13 protein-coding genes and 1 tRNA gene are annotated in these 15,978 nt (G+C 71.3%); 5 read left to right on the forward strand and 9 right to left on the reverse strand.

Translation table 11 applies throughout. From position 1 onward, the window contains the following. Positions 1–17: 17 nt before the first annotated feature. The 3 genes from WFJ01_RS18100 (at position 18) to WFJ01_RS18110 (ending at position 2,937) form a co-directional block, all read left to right on the forward strand. Complete coding sequence (locus tag WFJ01_RS18100) at positions 18–323, forward strand: hypothetical protein (RefSeq protein WP_251447098.1); 306 nt, start codon at positions 18–20, stop codon at positions 321–323. A gap of 66 nt (positions 324–389) precedes the next feature. Further along, positions 390–1,769, forward strand: coding sequence for a sugar porter family MFS transporter (locus tag WFJ01_RS18105; RefSeq protein WP_292888632.1), 1,380 nt, complete (start codon positions 390–392; stop codon positions 1,767–1,769). Positions 1,770–1,899: 130 nt separating this feature from the next. Continuing rightward, a complete protein-coding gene (locus WFJ01_RS18110; protein ID WP_251447282.1) occupies positions 1,900–2,937 on the forward strand; it encodes a glycosyltransferase family 2 protein in 1,038 nt (345 codons plus the stop codon). Between the two features lie 37 nt (positions 2,938–2,974). Here WFJ01_RS18110 and WFJ01_RS18115 read toward each other — a convergent pair whose 3' ends face one another. From WFJ01_RS18115 to WFJ01_RS18125, 3 genes are all read right to left on the reverse strand, one after another. Beyond that, positions 2,975–4,426, reverse strand: coding sequence for a CDP-glycerol glycerophosphotransferase family protein (locus WFJ01_RS18115; RefSeq protein WP_295034221.1), 1,452 nt, complete (start codon positions 4,424–4,426; stop codon positions 2,975–2,977). After that, positions 4,423–5,718: a CDP-glycerol glycerophosphotransferase family protein gene (locus tag WFJ01_RS18120; RefSeq protein WP_336629916.1), complete on the reverse strand. Its 1,296-nt coding sequence runs from the start codon at positions 5,716–5,718 to the stop codon at positions 4,423–4,425. The genes WFJ01_RS18115 and WFJ01_RS18120 overlap by 4 nt, the downstream gene beginning before the upstream one ends. Positions 5,719–5,869: 151 nt before the next feature. Then, positions 5,870–7,339 carry a S1C family serine protease gene (locus tag WFJ01_RS18125; protein WP_251447089.1) on the reverse strand — a complete coding sequence of 490 codons (1,470 nt, stop codon included), beginning with the start codon at positions 7,337–7,339 and terminating at the stop codon, positions 5,870–5,872. Positions 7,340–7,437: 98 nt separating this feature from the next. On the opposite strand from WFJ01_RS18125, the gene WFJ01_RS18130 reads away from it, so the two are divergent. Further along, positions 7,438–8,637: an aminotransferase class I/II-fold pyridoxal phosphate-dependent enzyme gene (locus WFJ01_RS18130; RefSeq protein WP_336629917.1), complete on the forward strand. Its 1,200-nt coding sequence runs from the start codon at positions 7,438–7,440 to the stop codon at positions 8,635–8,637. 14 nt (positions 8,638–8,651) lie between these two features. On the opposite strand, the gene WFJ01_RS18135 is transcribed toward WFJ01_RS18130, so the two are convergent. The 4 genes from WFJ01_RS18135 to WFJ01_RS18150 are packed head-to-tail and all read right to left on the reverse strand — an operon-like array spanning position 8,652 to position 11,823. Continuing rightward, complete coding sequence (locus WFJ01_RS18135; RefSeq protein ID WP_336629918.1) at positions 8,652–9,455, reverse strand: carbon-nitrogen hydrolase family protein; 804 nt, start codon at positions 9,453–9,455, stop codon at positions 8,652–8,654. Between the two features lie 54 nt (positions 9,456–9,509). Then, on the reverse strand, positions 9,510–9,728 hold the full coding sequence (locus WFJ01_RS18140) for a hypothetical protein (RefSeq protein ID WP_336629919.1): 219 nt from the start codon (positions 9,726–9,728) through the stop codon (positions 9,510–9,512). Beyond that, a complete protein-coding gene (locus WFJ01_RS18145) occupies positions 9,728–10,627 on the reverse strand; it encodes a hypothetical protein (RefSeq protein ID WP_336629920.1) in 900 nt (299 codons plus the stop codon). The genes WFJ01_RS18140 and WFJ01_RS18145 overlap by 1 nt, the downstream gene beginning before the upstream one ends. After that, complete coding sequence (locus tag WFJ01_RS18150) at positions 10,624–11,823, reverse strand: hypothetical protein (protein WP_336629921.1); 1,200 nt, start codon at positions 11,821–11,823, stop codon at positions 10,624–10,626. Before WFJ01_RS18150 ends, WFJ01_RS18145 begins: the two co-directional genes overlap by 4 nt. A 181-nt stretch (positions 11,824–12,004) precedes the next feature. Between WFJ01_RS18150 and WFJ01_RS18155 the strand changes: the two genes are divergently transcribed. Beyond that, entirely contained in the window at positions 12,005–12,793 is a 789-nt protein-coding gene (locus tag WFJ01_RS18155) for a slipin family protein (protein WP_251447079.1), read from the forward strand. A gap of 96 nt (positions 12,794–12,889) precedes the next feature. On the opposite strand, the gene WFJ01_RS18160 is transcribed toward WFJ01_RS18155, so the two are convergent. After that, positions 12,890–12,963: transfer RNA gene (locus WFJ01_RS18160), tRNA-Met, on the reverse strand. 58 nt (positions 12,964–13,021) lie between these two features. Then, positions 13,022–15,934 (reverse strand): UPF0182 family membrane protein, encoded by a 2,913-nt coding sequence (locus tag WFJ01_RS18165; RefSeq protein WP_292888649.1) that lies wholly within the window; start codon positions 15,932–15,934, stop codon positions 13,022–13,024. Positions 15,935–15,978 lie beyond the last annotated feature (44 nt).

A 15,978-nucleotide genomic window follows, 5' to 3' on the forward strand; every position in this document is an offset into this window, starting at 1 on the left:
GCTCTTATCGTGGCGCCATGACCCGCCCATCCGATCCCCCGTCGGCACGGTTCCCCGACGTCTCGTACCCTGTGCCCTGGCGCGTCGATCGGCGCGATCGCACGCATCCGGTCGTGACCAACGCCGACGGCGGCCTCGATTTCGTGCGCGCCTTCGCCCGCACCTCGACGAATCCGGGGCGCACCCTGCTCTGGGGAAGGGTGCGCCCCGGCGAGCAGATGGAGATCTGCCTGTGCGACACCGACGTGGACGACGTGGTCGTCACACTGGCCTGGTTCCGCCCGGAAGACGGCCTGGAGTACGTCTGGCGGTTCGTCGTCTGAGCGCCGCGGACGCCGCGGTACTCTCGAATCCGCTCCCCGGGGAGCGCCGAGAACGAGGACGGGATCATGAGCTCTGCACTGACCGGCAACAGCCGCACCACACGGCTGGCGCTGCTCGTGGGCGTCGCCGCCGCAACCGTGGGCATCATCTACGGCTACGACTCCTCCAACATCGGCGGGGCGATGCTGTATCTGGCCAAGGACTTCCACCTCGATCCCGCCGCGCAGTCCTGGGTCACCACCACGGTGGTCGTCGGCGAGATCCTCGGGGCGCTCTTCGGCGGCGCGCTGGCCAACCGCATCGGCCGTAAGCCGACCATGGTCGCCGTCGCCCTGGCCTTCGCCGTGTTCTCCCTGCTGTCCGGTCTCGCCCCGGCCCTGTGGGTGCTGGTCGCCGCCCGCTTCCTGCTCGGACTCACCATCGGCGTCTCGGTCGTCGTCGTCCCGGTGTTCGTCGCCGAGTCCGCGCCCACCCGCTCGCGCGGCGCGTTCCTCGTGCTGTACCAGGTCGCCACCGTCTCCGGCATCATCCTCGGCTACCTCGTGGCCATGGCCCTCGCGCCGACCGAGAGCTGGCGATGGATGCTGGGCCTCGCGGCGATCCCCGGTGTGGTCATCACCCTGGTCCTGCTGCGCCTGCCCGACACCGCGCGCTGGTACGTCATGAAGGGCCGCACCTCGGAGGCCCGTGCCACCCTCGCCCGCATCGAGGGCCCCGAGATCGACGTCGACGCCGAGATCGAGACGATCACCGCGGGCTTCGCCTCCGCGCACACCGCGTCGTGGCGCGATCTGCTGCGCAAGCCGTTCCTCCGCGCCACGCTGTTCGTCGTCGGACTCGGGTTCTTCGTGCAGCTCACCGGCATCAACGCGATCGTCTACTACAGCCCCCGGATCTTCGAGGCGATGGGGTTCACGGACGACATCGTGAAGCTGGGACTCTCCGCCCTGGTCCAGGTCGCCGGGCTCGTCGCGGTCTTCATCGCCCTGCTCGTGATCGACCGGATGGGGCGCCGCCCGGTGCTGCTGATCGGCATCGGGACCATGATCCTGGCGAACCTGCTGCTCGTGATCGTGTTCGCGATCGGGGGCGGCCACTTCGACGGCGCCCTCACGATCGCCGGGTTCATCGGACTCGTGCTCTTCACCGCCGGCTTCACGTTCGGTTTCGGTTCCCTGGTCTGGGTCTACGCCGGCGAGGCGATGCCGGCGCACCTGCGCTCGCTCGGTGCGAGCGTGATGCTCACGAGCGACCTGGTGGCGAACGTCATCGTCGGCGCGCTCTTCCTGACGATGCTCAACGCCCTCGGCGGCGCGGGCACCTTCGCCGCCTTCGGGGTGATCGCGATCCTCGCCTTCTTCTTCGTGGTGTGGCTGGCTCCCGAGACCAAGGGGCGCCCGCTCGAGGACATCGGCCAGTACTGGCAGAACGGCGGACGCTGGTAGCCCGACGCGCCCGGACGGCCCTCCCGCCGGTCTTGCAGGCCGGACGTGCAAGGATCGACGGGTGAGCCACCCCGACCCGTCCTCCCCCGGCGCGGATGCCCCGCTGTCCGGCGCGGGCGTGTCGTTCGTGATGCCGGTGCTGAACGAGCGCACCTATCTCGAGCACGCCGTGGAGTCGGTGCTCGCGCAGGACGTGGACGGCCCCACGGAGCTCGTGCTCGCGCTCGGCCCGTCCTCCGACGGCACCACCGACCTCGCCGAGCGCCTGGCGGCCCGCGAGCCGCGGCTGCGGATCGTGCACAACCCGGCCGCCGACATCCCGGTCGGCCTCAACGCGGCGATCCGCGCCAGCGCGCATCCGACCATCATCCGGGTCGACGCGCACTCCGAGCTCTCCCCCGGGTACGCCCGGCGCGCGATCCAGACGCTGGAGCGAACCGGCGCCGCGAACGTCGGAGGGGTCATGCGTGCCGACGGCCGCACCCCGTTCCAGGCGGCCGTGGCCCGCGCGTACAATTCGCCGGTCGGTCTCGGCGGCGGCAGCTACCACGGGGGGACCAGGGAGGGAGCCGCCGAATCGGCCTACCTGGGCGTCATGCGCCGCAGCGTGCTGGACGAGGTCGGCCTGTTCGACGAGTCGATCCGCCGCGGCGAGGACTGGGAGCTCAATCTGCGGATCCGCCAGGCGGGGTACGCGGTGTGGTTCGATCCGCAGCTCGCGGTGACCTACTGGCCGCGGGAGAGCTGGATCCGTCTGGCGCGGCAGTTCCGCTCGACCGGAGCCTGGCGCGGCGAGCTGGTACGCCGCTACGGGCGCAGCAACGGCGTGCGCTTCTTCGCGCCCCCGGCGCTCCTCGTCCTCCTCGCGCTCGCCGTGGTCACGGGGGTGCTGCAGCTCACGGGCGTCCTCTCGGGCGTCGCCGGCGTGATCGCGTCGGCGGTGTATCTGCCGCTCGTCGCCTATGCGCTGCTCGTGATCGCGATGGCGCTGGCTCCGGGGCGCCCGACCGATCCGCCGCGGAGCCCGCGGGAGCGCATCTGGACGCTCGCCGTGCTGCCGACGATGCACCTCTCCTGGGGGCTCGGGTTCCTCATGGGCGTGCTGCGCGGCGCGCACGACACGGTCGACACCTCACGGCTCGGCACGCGGAACACCCCGCTGCCCTGAGCGGCCTCCGCACTCGGCGGGCCCCGGGCGGGACGGCTCAGCCGTCGAGCCAGCCGAGATCCAGGATCCGGTCGACGACCCGCGCGGACGCGGACCCGTCGTCGCGGCCGTTGAACTGCGCCTGCCAGGCGACGTAGGACGCGGCGTGCTCCGCGACCGCCGACACGTCGGAGAGCGCCGCCACGAGCTCCTCCTGCGTGCGCACGAGGGGGCCGGGCGCACGGGCCGGGAGGTCGAAGTAGAAGCCGCGGAGCTTGCCGCGGTAGTGCTCGAGATCCGGCACCAGGAAGTAGATGGGCTTGCCGGTGGCGCTGAAGTCGAACATCACCGACGAGTAGTCGGTGATCAGCGCATCGGCGGCGAGCAGCAGCTCCGCGGTGTCGGGATAGCCGGTGACGTCGATGACCCGGGATCCGGCCTGGTCGCGGCCGGGGCGGATGGTGCGGGAGTGGCCGCGGACGAGCACGACCGCGTCGGCGGCCTCGGCGAGCGCGGTCGGATCCAGGAAGTCGACCATCTCCGACCGGTCGTCCCGCCAGGTCGGCGCGTACAGCAGCACCCGCTCCGACGGACCGATGCCGAGCGCATCGCGGATGCGCGCGGCATCGCCGGTGACGAGCACATCGTTGCGCGGGTAGCCGTCCACCCACACCGGCCGCTGCAGGAAGGCGTAGGCCTTGCGCAGCACCCGCTCCGCGTACGGGTTCTGGGCGAGCAGGGCGTCCCAGCGTCGCGATTCGCGGAACACGGCGAGCCAGCGCCGCGGGTGCAGGCCGGGGCGATGCAGGGCGAGACGCTTGAGGGGCGTGCCGTGCCAGGTCTGGAGCACGCGTTGCCCGGGCTTGCGGTCGAAGCGGCGGCGCAGCCAGTCGTTCACCACGAGCAGCCGTGCATCGGCACGCGCCCGCCACCACTCCGGCGATCCTTCCACGACCGCGATCGCCCCCTCCGGGACCGGGATCGAGAGGTCGACCACGCTCCAGTACCGGGTCACTCCTGGGGCGCGCGCCGCGAGCTCGCGGTCGATCGCGCCGGGGTTGCAGCCGCTGGACTGCCCGTAGAAGGACTCGAAGAACACCGCGTTCTCCCCCGCGCCGGGAAGCGCGGCGTAGCGCCCCTCCAGGGCGAGCCGTCCCTCGGCGGTCTCGTACACCGGGTCGACCGGCGGGTCGATGCGCACGGCGCCGTCCGCGCCGACGCGGAGCCCGGCCAGCACGACGGTCTCGAGCGCGGGCACGTCGACCGCGCGTCCGTCGAGCAGAAGCGCATAGTCGCCGCTCGGCAGCGGAAGCACCGGCCCGCCCCATCGCGCAGCCTGCAGCGGCAGCACGGCGCTCCAGCCGCGGTCGTCCCGGTCCGCATCGACGCCGGCCCGGGAGACGGCACGGCGGCCGGCGAGCTCGATCTCGGCGGGAGCGGTCCCCTCTCCGCCGATCAGCAGCGCCTGCTGCTCCTCGTCGACGCGGACGCTCGTGACGCGGCTCGTCATGGGGTTCCCTTCGCTGCGGGGGTCGGGCGGGCGGCGCTCGTGGCGTCGCCGGTACGGGCGAGGATCGCGCCGAGGACGCGGGCCGTGTTCCGGCCGTCCCGATGGGCGTGCATGCGCACGCTGAGCGCGCGGGAGAGCTCGGCGCGGCGGTCGCGCTCTGCGACGTCGGAGAGGGTCGCCTCGAGCTGACCCCCGGCCTCCGCCCAGTCGCTCGCAGGGTCGCCGCCGGCGACCTCGGCGTACGTCCCGTAGAAGCCGCGGGCGGCGGCGTACTCCTCGGGATCCGGGGCGAGATAGACGACGGGCATGGACAGCAGCCCCACGTCATAGGCGAGTGACGAGTAGTCGGTCACGAGCACATCGACCGCGGGCAGCACAGGCGTGATGTCCGCGACGGTCGAGGAACCGATCATCCGCACGCGGTCTGTGGGGACCGGCGGGCTGTAGTCGCCCTCGCCGAGCGGGTGCGAGCGCACGAGCAGCACGCTGTCGGTGCGCTCCAGCACACCGAGCAGATCCGCCCACTCCGCAGCGGTCGGGACCGAGGGGTCCGGCGCCCCGTCCCGCCAGGTGGGCGCGTACAGCACGACGCGCACGCTGTCCGCGATCGGTCCGACCGCGGTGTCCCGTCGCGCGATCGCGCGCGCTCGGCGTTCCTCCGGATCCCCGGCGGAGAGCACGTCGACGCGCGGCTCGCCGGTGACGAGAACCTGCCGGACGCCGAGGCCGAACGCCGATTCCAGGCGCCCGCGGGACCGGTCGGATGCGGCGGGGAGCACCCGGATGCGCCGGGTCTGGCCGCGGTACAGGAACCCGAGCAGGCGCTGCAGCGGGACGAAGCCCGGCAGGAACGCGCTCTGCACGGTGGCCGGGGAGTCCAGCCCGACGCGCTTGAGCGGGATGCCGTGCCAGAGCTGCACGATCACAGGAGGGCGTGGGAACGCACCCGAGGTGGCGTACCGGTTGACGTCGCCGAAGCCGTGCGTGACCACGACCACTCCGGCCCGGGCGGTCGCCCACCAGCCGCGCAGACCGCTCTTCGGGATCGACCTGATGCCGAGTTTGTCCGCATCGCGTCGCTCGCGCTCGGACCCCGTCAGCCAGAGCGGCTCGAGACCGCTCTCCACGGCCGCGTGCCAGAGGGCGAGGGCGCCGTCGCCGATGCCGGCGCCGCACCCGATCACCCAGCCCCGCCCCCGAGGGACGACGAGGGTTCCCAGCCTGCCGAGCAGATACAGCGGGATCCTCAGCAGCTTGCCGGCGTTACCCGCACGGAAGGAGAAGGACGCCACCCCGCGAGCCTACCGGCCGGGGACTCGGTGCGGAAAAGGAGAGCACCGCCGTCCCGGCCGCAGCGCGGATCCGTGCCCCCGACGAGGAAGACGCCACCCGCGACGTGTCGCGGGTGGCGTCTTCCTCAGCGCAAGGATCAGGAGCGGCGGCTCACGGGGCGAGGGTCCCCAGGGTGACCTTGATCTCCTGGCTCTGACCGTTGCGGACGACGGTCAGCGTGGCCGTGCTCCCCCCGGCGACGGAGCGCACCTGCGCGGTCAGGTCGCTGGCGTCGGTGATCGGGTTCCCGTTGAAGCCCGTGACGACGTCGCCCGCCTGGATGCCGGCGTTCGCCGCGGCGCCCCCGTTCGTGACCGACGCGATCGCCGCGCCGACGACCGTCGCGCCCTTCTGAGCGCTCGCGTCCTGCACCGTCGCACCCAGCAGGCCGTGCGTGGCCTTGCCGTCGGCGATGATGTCGTTCGCGATGCGCTTGGCGATGTTCGACGGGATCGCGAAGCCGACCCCGATGTTGCCGGACTGTCCCGACGAGGAGGACGAGGATCCGGCGCTCGCGATCGCGACGTTCACTCCGATGAGCTTGCCGTCGCTGTCGACGAGCGCACCGCCCGAGTTGCCGGGGTTGATCGCCGCGTCGGTCTGGATGACCGAGATCGAGATCGTCGCGGCGGAGCTCTGCGAGCCGGAGCCTCGACCCGGGATGTCGAACTGGAACGGCTGCTGCGAGCCGTCCTGGTTCGGGCTCTGCTGCTGGTCGCCGCTCGAGCCCTGAGACGGGGCCGCCGAGGACTGGATCTGGATGCTGCGGTTGAGCGCGCTGACGATGCCGGTCGTGACCGAGTTGGAGAGCCCCAGCGGCGCGCCGACGGCGACCGTCATGGACCCGACGTTGAGCTTGGACGAGTCGGCGAACTCCATGGGAGTCAGGCTCGAGCCGTCCTTGACCTGGATCACCGCCATGTCGTAGGTCGCGTCGATCCCGACCACGGTGGCCTCGAGGATGCGGCCGTCCGAGGTCGTCACCGTGATGGCGGGGTCGGAGACCTCGCCGTCCAGGGTCACCACGTGCGCATTGGTGAGGATGTGCCCCTGCTTGTCGAGCACGATGCCGGATCCGGATCCTGCGGCGCTGGATCCCGAGACCTCGATCGTCACGACCGACGGCACGGCCTTCGCCGCGATCGCCGTGGCCTCCGACACGGACTCGGGGTTGTTCACGGTCACGGTGCTGGGCCCCGTCACGCCCTTCGAGGACGATGAGCTCGAGGCGGTCAGCGAGCCGTAGCCGACCGCGCCGCCGACGCCGGCGATGCCGCCGACCAGGGCCGCCGCGATGATGATGGCGGCGATCTTGCCGCCGCCGACGCCGCTCTTCGCCTTGTGCTCGATGGTCGGGGTCGCGGCCGCGCCGAAGGCGGCGCCGGTGTGGACGCCCGGGTGACCGGGGTTGCCCGGCTGTGCCGGGTGGGCCTGCCCCTGCGGCGCGTACATCCCGGTGGGCGGGAGGGGAGTGGTGGGAGCCGTCGCGCCGGCCTGTGCGGCGGCGTCGGCGGCGGGGGTGGACGAGAACGCCGGGGGCACGGAGTGTCCGGCGTCGGGGTGAGGCGTCTGCTCGTTCATGTCTGCTCCTTCGAACCTTGCCCTTACAGACTGACGGCCGTTTCTGTGTTTTTCTTATGCCCGCTGGGAGATTCCGCTATGGCGTTACCCTGGGCGCCATGGGAATCCTTCCGGGCGCATGGCGCCGCACCGCGGCCGGGGCCGGCCTGCTCTCCGAGGCCGGCGAGGTCGCCCCCACCATCTTCGCCGAGATCTCCGCGCTCGCGGCCCGCACCGGGGCGATCAACCTCGGGCAGGGCTTCCCCGACGAGGACGGGCCCGCGGAAGTGCTCGAGGCCGCGCGCACCGCCATCCTCGAGGGCGCCAACCAGTACCCTCCGGGGCGCGGCGTGCCCGATCTGCTCCAGGCGATCGCCGAGCATCAGCATCGTTTCTACGGTCTCGAGGTGGATCCGGATCGCGAGGTCCTGGTCACGGCGGGTGCCACGGAGGCGATCGCCGCGGCGCTCCTCGCGCTCGTGGACGGGCCCGCCGACGAGATCGTGGTGTTCGAGCCGTACTACGACTCCTACGCCGCCATCGCGGCGCTGAGCGGCGCGACGCTGCGCACCGTGCCGCTGCGCCTGCCCGACTTCCAGCCCGACCTCGAGGAGCTCGCCGCGACGGTGACGGATCGCTGCCGCGTGATCCTCGTGAACGATCCGCACAACCCGACCGGCGCGGTGCTCAACGACGCCGCGCGGGCGGAGATCGTGCGCCTCGCACACGCGCACGACGCGATCATCGTCACCGACGAGGTGTACGAGCACCTCTCGTTCACGGCGCCGCATGTGCCGATCGCGACCCTGCCGGGCGCCGCCGAGCGCACGCTCACGATCTCCTCCGCGGGCAAGACCTTCGCGGTCACCGGATGGAAGATCGGCTGGATCCACGGGCCGGCCGAGCTCATCACGGCCGTGCTCAGCGTCAAGCAGTTCCTCACCTACGTCAACGGAGGCCCGTTCCAGCCGGCGGTCGCCGTCGGATTGCGCCTGCCCGAGACGTTCTTCACCGATGCGGCGGAACGACTGCGGGCGAAGCACGACCTGCTCGCGGAGGGCCTCGCCGCGGCGGGCTTCGAGGTGCACCGCCCTGACGGCGGCTACTTCACCGTCGCCGACGCGACCGCGATCGGGGGCGCCGATGCGGATGCGTTCTGCCGGACCCTCCCCGAGCGGATCGGCGTGGCCGCGATCCCGCTCACGGCGTTCGTGCGCCCCGAGCACCGCGACGCCTACCGGGGCCTCGTGCGTTTCGCCGCGTGCAAGCGGCCCGAGGTGATCGCCGAGGCGTCGGAGCGACTGGCCGGGCTGCGGTAGTCCGCGCGCCGCGATCAGCGCGGCGAGACCCGGTAGCGCCGCAATCGCAGCACGGGGTTGACCTCGCGCACCCGTGCGACCGCGGCGGGATCGAGCTCGGCGACCGCGATCCCCTCCCCCGTGCCGACCCCGGCGACGACGACGCCCTGCGGATCGACGACCGCGGAATGACCGACTCCCACCGGCACCGGGTGATCGGCCGCGACGACGTAGGCCGTGCTCTCGATCGCCCGCGCCGCGAGGAGAGTGGTCCAGTGGTGCTCCTTGAGCGGACCGCGCACCCACTCGGCGGGGATGACGAGCACATCGGCCCCGGCGTCGACGAGCGTGCGCGCCACCTCGGGGAAGCGCAGGTCGTAGCAGGTCATCAGCCCGAACGTCAGGGCGTCCACGACGAACGTCGCCGCTCCCCCGACCCGGCCCGGCTCGATCCACCGCGACTCGGTCTGCCCGAACGCGTCGTACAGGTGCTGCTTGCGGTAGACCGCCAGGATGCCCGTGGCATCCACCGCGACGACCGCGTTGCGGATCCGCCCCTCGTCCGCGCGCTCCACCAGCCCCGCGACGATCACGACGTCGTGCCGCCCGGCGAGGCGGCGCAGCTCACCGGTGAACTCGCCGTCGAGGTCCTCCGCGTTCGCGGCGAGGGTCTCGTCGAACGGGTCCACGAAGTAGCTCGAGTACTCCGGCAGCACGACCACCCGCGCCCCGCGCGCCGCCGCGCCTGCGACGAGCGCGCCGATGCGCTCGCGGTTGGCGGAGCGATCCGCCACGGGCGAGAACTGGCAGACGGCGACGATCACGGATCCGGAGGACATGGATCCATCATCCCGTACGGGCGACGACCGCGCCCGGCCGGGACGGCGCCCGCGTCAGAGCTCCCAGCGCCGCATGATCGGCACCCCGACCCGCGAGGCGAGCGCGCCGAGCGCTGTGATCGCGCGGCGCGTGGCCGCCGGGAGATGGGCGGCCTGCACGGCGCTGTACTCGATCGCCGGCTCCCCTCCGCGGAGCCGCTTGAACTGCGCGGCGCCCGCGCTGAGGTTGAGCTCGGCGCCCCGCTGCCGCGTCGAGCGCAGCACGTGCGCCATCAGCAGACGGTAGAGGCCCGCCTGCTGCGGCCAGGACGTGTCGTAGCCCACGACGGTGCGGTGAGCGCCGCGCCCTGCCCGAACATGCCCACCACCGCCCGGAGGGTTCCCTCCGCGTCGCGGAAGCCCGCGAGCTCGAGCAGGCCGGCACGATGCCAGGCTCGGAGGAACGCGGCGCTGTAGCGCGGGTTCAAGGTCGAGTACTTGTGCAGGTAGAGCTGCGCGTACAGTCGCTCGGCCTGCGCGAAATCCTCCTCCGTGAAAGCGTCGTGGTGGACCGCGGTGAGCTCCGTGCGGTCGAGAAGCCGCAGATCGCGGCGCAGGTCCCGGCTCGGGCGCGCCGCGGAGAGATCGCGGAACAGGTAGACCTGACGGCTCGGGATGAGCGTGAAGCCCGCCTCCGCGGCCGCGCGCAGCCAGTCGGGGTGCTGGACGGCGTTCAGCGAGCGGATCCAGATCGCGTGCTCGGGCCAGCGCTCCCGCGCCTCCCGGACGAGCCGGTTCAGGTCGATCCCGGCGAGGTCGGGATGCAGGTTCGTGCTCAGCAGCCAGTTGTCCACCGCCACGGCCCGATCCAGGCGTCGGCGCCGCATGCCGCGGTCCACGCCGGCGATCGTCGCGCGCAGCGGAGGACGCAGCAGCCCGGGAAGAAGCCGCTCCGATTCCTCGAGCGCGTACCGCCCGTAGGTGGTGGTGGGCGAGCACACCCAGGCATTGCCCGGAGGCTCTGATGCGTCGTTCACGGTGACGGGGAGGATCAGGTCGCCCGCCGTCACCGCGTCGATCCGGGTGACGAGATTGCCGGCGAAGTACGTGGAGTCCTGCCCGCGGTGCACGTCCAGGAACGCCCGCGCCTTCTCCGCGAAGAGCGCGTGCGGCACGCTGCCGGGACGGCTCACACCGGACCGCCGGGAACGGAGGCAGACGGCGCCCCCGAGAGAGCCGGCCGCGCCTCATCGCCGTCCCACTCGATGTCCGCCGTCGCAGCCTCACGCAGACTCTGCCGCGCGGCGCGCGCCCGCCTGGCATGCCCGGCGAGGTCGTGCAGCCCGCCCCGCAGCGGCGCGCGATCCCCGGCGACCGCCAGCACATCCTGTGCGGCCCGCCGGTCCGCCGCCCACTGCGCGATCCGTCCGGTTCGCACGGCCTCGCGCAGGCCCTCGGTGAGCATCATCGGCGCGATCATCCGCGGCCGCGGATCGATCGGCTCGATGCAGCCGTCGAGCTCGCCGGCGAGCGCCGCGGGCAGCGGGTCGTCCGCCCCGAACAGGTGCAGGCCGCTCGTCGCGCGCGGATTGCACTCGAGCGGGCGGATCCGGCCGTCGGCCTGCCGGATCCAATCCAGCGAGATCTGCCCGGTGAAGCCGATCCCGGCCACCAGCCGCCGTACCGCCGCACGGATGAGGTCGTCCCGAGCGGGGGCGAAGTAGAAGCTCGCGCCGCCGGGCATCGACCATCGCGGGCGATACACGGCGTGGGCCAGCACGCGCCCCCGATGGGCCACGGCGTAGGAGCACCGTTCATCGCCGGTGAGCAGCTCCTGCACGACCCAGGCGCCGCCCTCCCCCAGCTCCGGCGCGTCCTGCGGGATGCCCGAGGCATACCGCCGCACGTGCACGCCGAACCGGGAGAACTCCGGTTTGAGCACCACGCCGCGTCCCTGCGCCCATGCGCGCGCCTCGCGCAGCGTGCGCACCCGGGCGGTCTCCGGAACGTCCAGCCCGTGCTCCGCCGCGAGGACCGGGAACTCCGCCTTGCTGTGCAGGCGGCGGAGCGTGCCGAGCTCTTCGGCGAGCACCGACACGTGCTCGGGCAGCCGGTGCCGCCACCGCGCGACGTGGAAGACCTCCTCGCACGTCGGCAGGACCAGATCGATCGCGTGCGCGCGCACCGCCCCCTCCAGGTCGGCGGCGAAGCGCTCGGGCTCGCGCCGGGGCGAGGCGAGTCGCACGACCGAGGCGACCGACACCGAGGATCCGCTGATCCGGCAGGGCGCGCTGTCGGCGACCCGCGCGGTCCAGCCCGCGTGCGCGAAGCGGCGGGCGAGATCGAGCGCGACCGGGGTGCGACCGCCCAGGATCAGCACGTTCGGCATGTGCGGCGATCCCTTCGAGCCGGCGCCGTCGCGGAGCGCGCGGCGGGTCCGGCCAGTCTAGGCGCGGCCCGCCCGCGGACCTGCGTCGATCCCGCCCCCGAACGGCGCCGCCGTCCGCGAGCGGGAGGAGAATGGGAGCACGGCCCGCGGCACGTCACCGGAGCCGGAGGAGGCGGTCCCCATGACCCCGCTCATCATCCTCAGTGTCGTGGTGATCCTCGCGATCATCGCGTTCTTCCTGTCCGCGCGGATCGTGCGGCAGTACGAGCGCGGCGTGGTGCTGCGCTTCGGCCGTCTGCACAACGTGCGCGAGCCGGGGATCCGGTTCATCCTCCCCCTCGCCGACGTGCTGATCCCGGTGTCGCTGCGGATCGTGACGATGCCGATCCAGTCGCAGGGCATCATCACCAAGGACAACGTCACCGTCGGCGTCTCGGCGGTCGCCTACTTCCGGATCCAGGATCCGGTGAAGTCGGTGATCGCGATCGAGAACGTCCGCGCCGCGATCGATCAGATCGCGCAGACCACGCTGCGCCGGGTCGTCGGCCAGCACCACCTCGACGAGATCCTCTCCGACACGGCGGCGCTGAATGCGAACATCCGCGAGATCCTGGACGTCACGACGGTCGAGTGGGGCGTCGAGGTGACCCTCGTCGAGCTCAAGGACATCCTGCTGCCCGACTCGATGAAGCGCGCGATGGCCAAGCAGGCCGAGGCCGAGCGGGAGAAGAGGGCCAAGATCATCGCCGCGGAGGGCGAGGCGCTCGCCGCCGCTCAGCTGGGCACCGCGTCGGACACGATGATGTCGCACCCCCTCGCACTCCAGTTGCGCACCCTGCAGACGCTCGTCGAGATCGGCGTGGACAAGAACACGCTCGTGATCGCGCCGGCCCCGCTCGTGAACTCGATCGGCGACGTGATGAACCTGATCGATCGGGAGGCGGCGGTCGCGCAGATGCGCGCGCACTAGCGACGGCGGCCGCGATCCGGTCTCCGAAGCGCTGAAGAACCCGGGAAAGCCGAAGGCCCCCGATCGGGATTTCTCCTGATCAGGGGCCTTCTCTTGTTGCGGGGACAGGATTTGAACCTGCGACCTCCGGGTTATGAGCCCGGCGAGCTACCGAACTGCTCCACCCCGCGGCACAAGAAATGAGCCTAGCACGGGATTCGGCAGTGCGCGAATCGGGACCCCTTCCGACTACTTCCCGGGCGTGTTGGCGTTGCCCTGCAGCTGGATCAGCTTGTTCACCGCATCGGTGAGCTGCTGATCCGCGGTCGCGAACGCCGCGAGGTCGCCCGCCTTGAGCGCCGCGTCGCGGGCGAGCATGGCCGCCTTGGCGTCGGACAGCGCGGCCTGGAACGCCGCATCCCCCGTGGGAGTCGTCGTGCCCGTCCCGCTCCCGGTGCCGGGCGTCGGCGTGGGCGTCGGGGTGACGTTGCCGTCACCGCCGGTCGCGCCGGCGTCGCCGCCGAAGAGCTGATCCAGCGCCTCGGTGAGGGTGTCCGCGAAAGCGATCTTGTCGCCGAACGCGACCAGGATCTTCTGCAGACGCGGCACCTGCGTGCCGCCCGAGGACTGCACGAACACCGGCTGCACGTAGAGGAAGCCGCCGCCGACCGGCAGGGTCAGCAGGTTGCCGTGGGTGACCTTGGACTGCCCCTGCTTGAGCAGGTTCAGCTGCTGGCCGACGGTCGGATCCGAGTCGAACGAGTTCTGCACCTGGCCGGGGCCCGGCACGGTCGTATCCGCATCGATCTCCAGCATGCGCAGCTTGCCGTACGAAGCCGACTTCTTGCCCGACGTCGACCCCGCGTCGGCATCCACCGACAGGTATCCCATCAGCACGTTCCGGCTGTTCGCCCCCTGTGATGCGGGGATGAACGTCGTGTACATCGAGAACTGCGTCGCGTCCTGTCCCGGCATCTTCATGCTCAGGTAGTACGGCGGCTGCAGTTCGGGGTTCGCCGAATCGCTCTGCGGGTCGTTCGGGGTCTCCCAGAGGTTGTCCTGGCGCGCGAAGGACGCGGCGTCGTTGACGTGGTAGGTGCCGAGCATGGCGCGCTGCACCTTGAACAGGTCCGTGGGGTAGCGCACGTGGCTCATCAGCTGCGACGACATGTCGCTGATCGGCTTGAGCGTCGACGGGTAGATCTTCTGCCACGTCTTCAGCACCGGATCGGTCGGATCCCAGGCGTACAGGGTCACCTTGCCGTCGTAGGCGTCGACGGTCGCCTTGACCGAGTTGCGGATGTAGTTGATGTCGTCCGTGACGAACCCGGGCTGCGTGTTGACGGAGTCGCTGATGGCCTTGGGCAGGTTCACCGTCGTCGAGTACGGGTAGCTCGAGCTCGTGGTGTAGCCGTCGACGATCCACACGATCCGACCGTCCACGATGCTCGGGTACGGGTCGCTGTCGAGCGTGAGGTAGGGCGCGGCCTTCTGCACGCGCGTCGCCGGGTCCCGGTCGTAGAGGATCTGGGAGTCCGGGTTCACGCTGTCCGAGAAGAGGATCTGCTCGGACTGGAACTTCAGCGCGTACAGGAGCTTCGTGAAGAAGTTGCCGATGCGCGGTCCGCCGTCGCCCGTGAAGGTGGTCTTCGTCTGGTTCTCGCTCGAGTCCTGACCGCGCGGGTAGTCGATCTCGATCGGGGACGTGCCCTTCGGGGCGCCCACGATCGAGTAGGGCGGCGAGTTCTCACCGAAGTACACCCGCGGCTCGAACTTCTCGCTGTTCGTCAGCGCGCCCGAGGTCGGGATGCCCCGCTCCAGGAACACCGGCTCGCCGTCGTCCGTGCGCTGGTTGCCCGCCGCGGCGACCAGGCCGTAGCCGTGCGTGTACACGAGCGTGCTGTTGTTCCAGGTCGGGCTGGGGATGCGGTTCGTGTCGATCTCACGGACCGCGACCACTGCGTCCTGCGTCTTGCCGTCGATCGCGTAGCGGTCGACGTCGAGCTTCGTCGGGAACTTGTAGTAGCTGCGGTACTGCTCCAGCTGCTGGAAGGTGGGGCCGATGACGTTCGGATCCATGATCCGGATGGACGCCGTGGTGTCGGCGTCGCTGCGCAGCTGCCCCGTCTCGGCCGTCGTCTGCGCCTTGAACGGCGTGGTCTCCACTCCGTCGATGCCGTAGGCGGCCTTCGTCGCCTTCAGGTTGCGCTCGTAGTACTGGGCCTGCAGCTGGTTCTGGTTCGGCTTCACCTGGAACGTGTTCACGGCCCACGGGTAGGCGATGCCCAGTACGAGCGCGGCGACGATGAGCAGTGCGGTCGCCGCGAGCGGGAAGCGCCAGCGGCCGATCACCGCGGTGACGAAGAACAGGACGGCGACGAGCGCAGCGATGATCGCGAGGATCGCGAGGCCGGGGATCGTCGCGTTGACACCGGTGAACGCCGCACCGGTGATCTTGTCCTCGGGCGCGGTCAGGGTCTTGTACCGGTCGACCCACAGGCTCACGGCCTGGACCAGCAGGTACACGCCGGCGATCACGGCCAGCTGCACGCGCGCGGCCTTGGAGATCCGCAGCTCCCCCTGGCCGATGCGCACCGAGCCGTAGAGGTACAGCACCAGGGCCGACACCAGCAGGCACAGGATCAGGACGGCGGAGACGAAGCCGAGCAGCGCCTCGTAGAAGGGCAGGTCGAACAGATAGAACCCGGTGTCGAGATGGAACTGGGCATCGGTCTGCCCCGTGGCGGTGCCGTTCGCCCACTGCCACACGATCTCCCACTGCCCGGCCGCGGCAAAGCCGGCGAACAGGCCGAAGAACACCGGCATCCCCCACATCGCGAGGCGCCGCAGCGGCTCCACGACCTCCTGATAGCGGTCGAGCTGCGAGCTCAGCCGCACGTACACGGGGCGCAGGCGATAGGCCAGCTGGATGGCGACGAACATCGGCGCCGCCATGCCGAGGAAGCCGACCACGAACATCGTGGCCGTGGCGATCCACCGGGTGGTGAGCACCTGGGCGAAGTTCAGCTGGTCGTACCAGAGGAAATCGGTGTACATCGTCGCGAACACGAAGAACGCGGCGATGAGCACGGCGAGGATCACCACCGTCGCGAGGACGATGCGTCGGGCAGTTCGGGGCGCGGCCGGTGCGGGTGAGGTCACCGTTCCATCCTAGGTCGGCGGATTCCCGTCGTCCTGAGCGCAGC

The sequence above is a fragment of the Microbacterium sp. MMO-35 genome, from assembly GCF_037147555.1.
Lineage (GTDB): Bacteria > Actinomycetota > Actinomycetes > Actinomycetales > Microbacteriaceae > Microbacterium.

Excerpts from the sequence above, each read along its gene's own strand:
- WFJ01_RS18140 (WP_336629919.1), bottom strand. The coding sequence starts at position 9,728 with ATGGCGCACGTGCTGCGCTCGACGCGGCAGCGGGGCGCCGAGCTCAAC.
- WFJ01_RS18105 (WP_292888632.1), top strand. The coding sequence starts at position 390 with ATGAGCTCTGCACTGACCGGCAACAGCCGCACCACACGGCTGGCGCTG.
- WFJ01_RS18135 (WP_336629918.1), bottom strand. The coding sequence starts at position 9,455 with ATGTCCTCCGGATCCGTGATCGTCGCCGTCTGCCAGTTCTCGCCCGTG.
- WFJ01_RS18155 (WP_251447079.1), top strand. The coding sequence starts at position 12,005 with ATGACCCCGCTCATCATCCTCAGTGTCGTGGTGATCCTCGCGATCATC.
- WFJ01_RS18130 (WP_336629917.1), top strand. The coding sequence starts at position 7,438 with ATGGGAATCCTTCCGGGCGCATGGCGCCGCACCGCGGCCGGGGCCGGC.
- WFJ01_RS18115 (WP_295034221.1), bottom strand. The coding sequence starts at position 4,426 with ATGACGAGCCGCGTCACGAGCGTCCGCGTCGACGAGGAGCAGCAGGCG.
- WFJ01_RS18125 (WP_251447089.1), bottom strand. The coding sequence starts at position 7,339 with ATGAACGAGCAGACGCCTCACCCCGACGCCGGACACTCCGTGCCCCCG.
- WFJ01_RS18110 (WP_251447282.1), top strand. The coding sequence starts at position 1,900 with ATGCCGGTGCTGAACGAGCGCACCTATCTCGAGCACGCCGTGGAGTCG.
- WFJ01_RS18150 (WP_336629921.1), bottom strand. The coding sequence starts at position 11,823 with ATGCCGAACGTGCTGATCCTGGGCGGTCGCACCCCGGTCGCGCTCGAT.
- WFJ01_RS18100 (WP_251447098.1), top strand. The coding sequence starts at position 18 with ATGACCCGCCCATCCGATCCCCCGTCGGCACGGTTCCCCGACGTCTCG.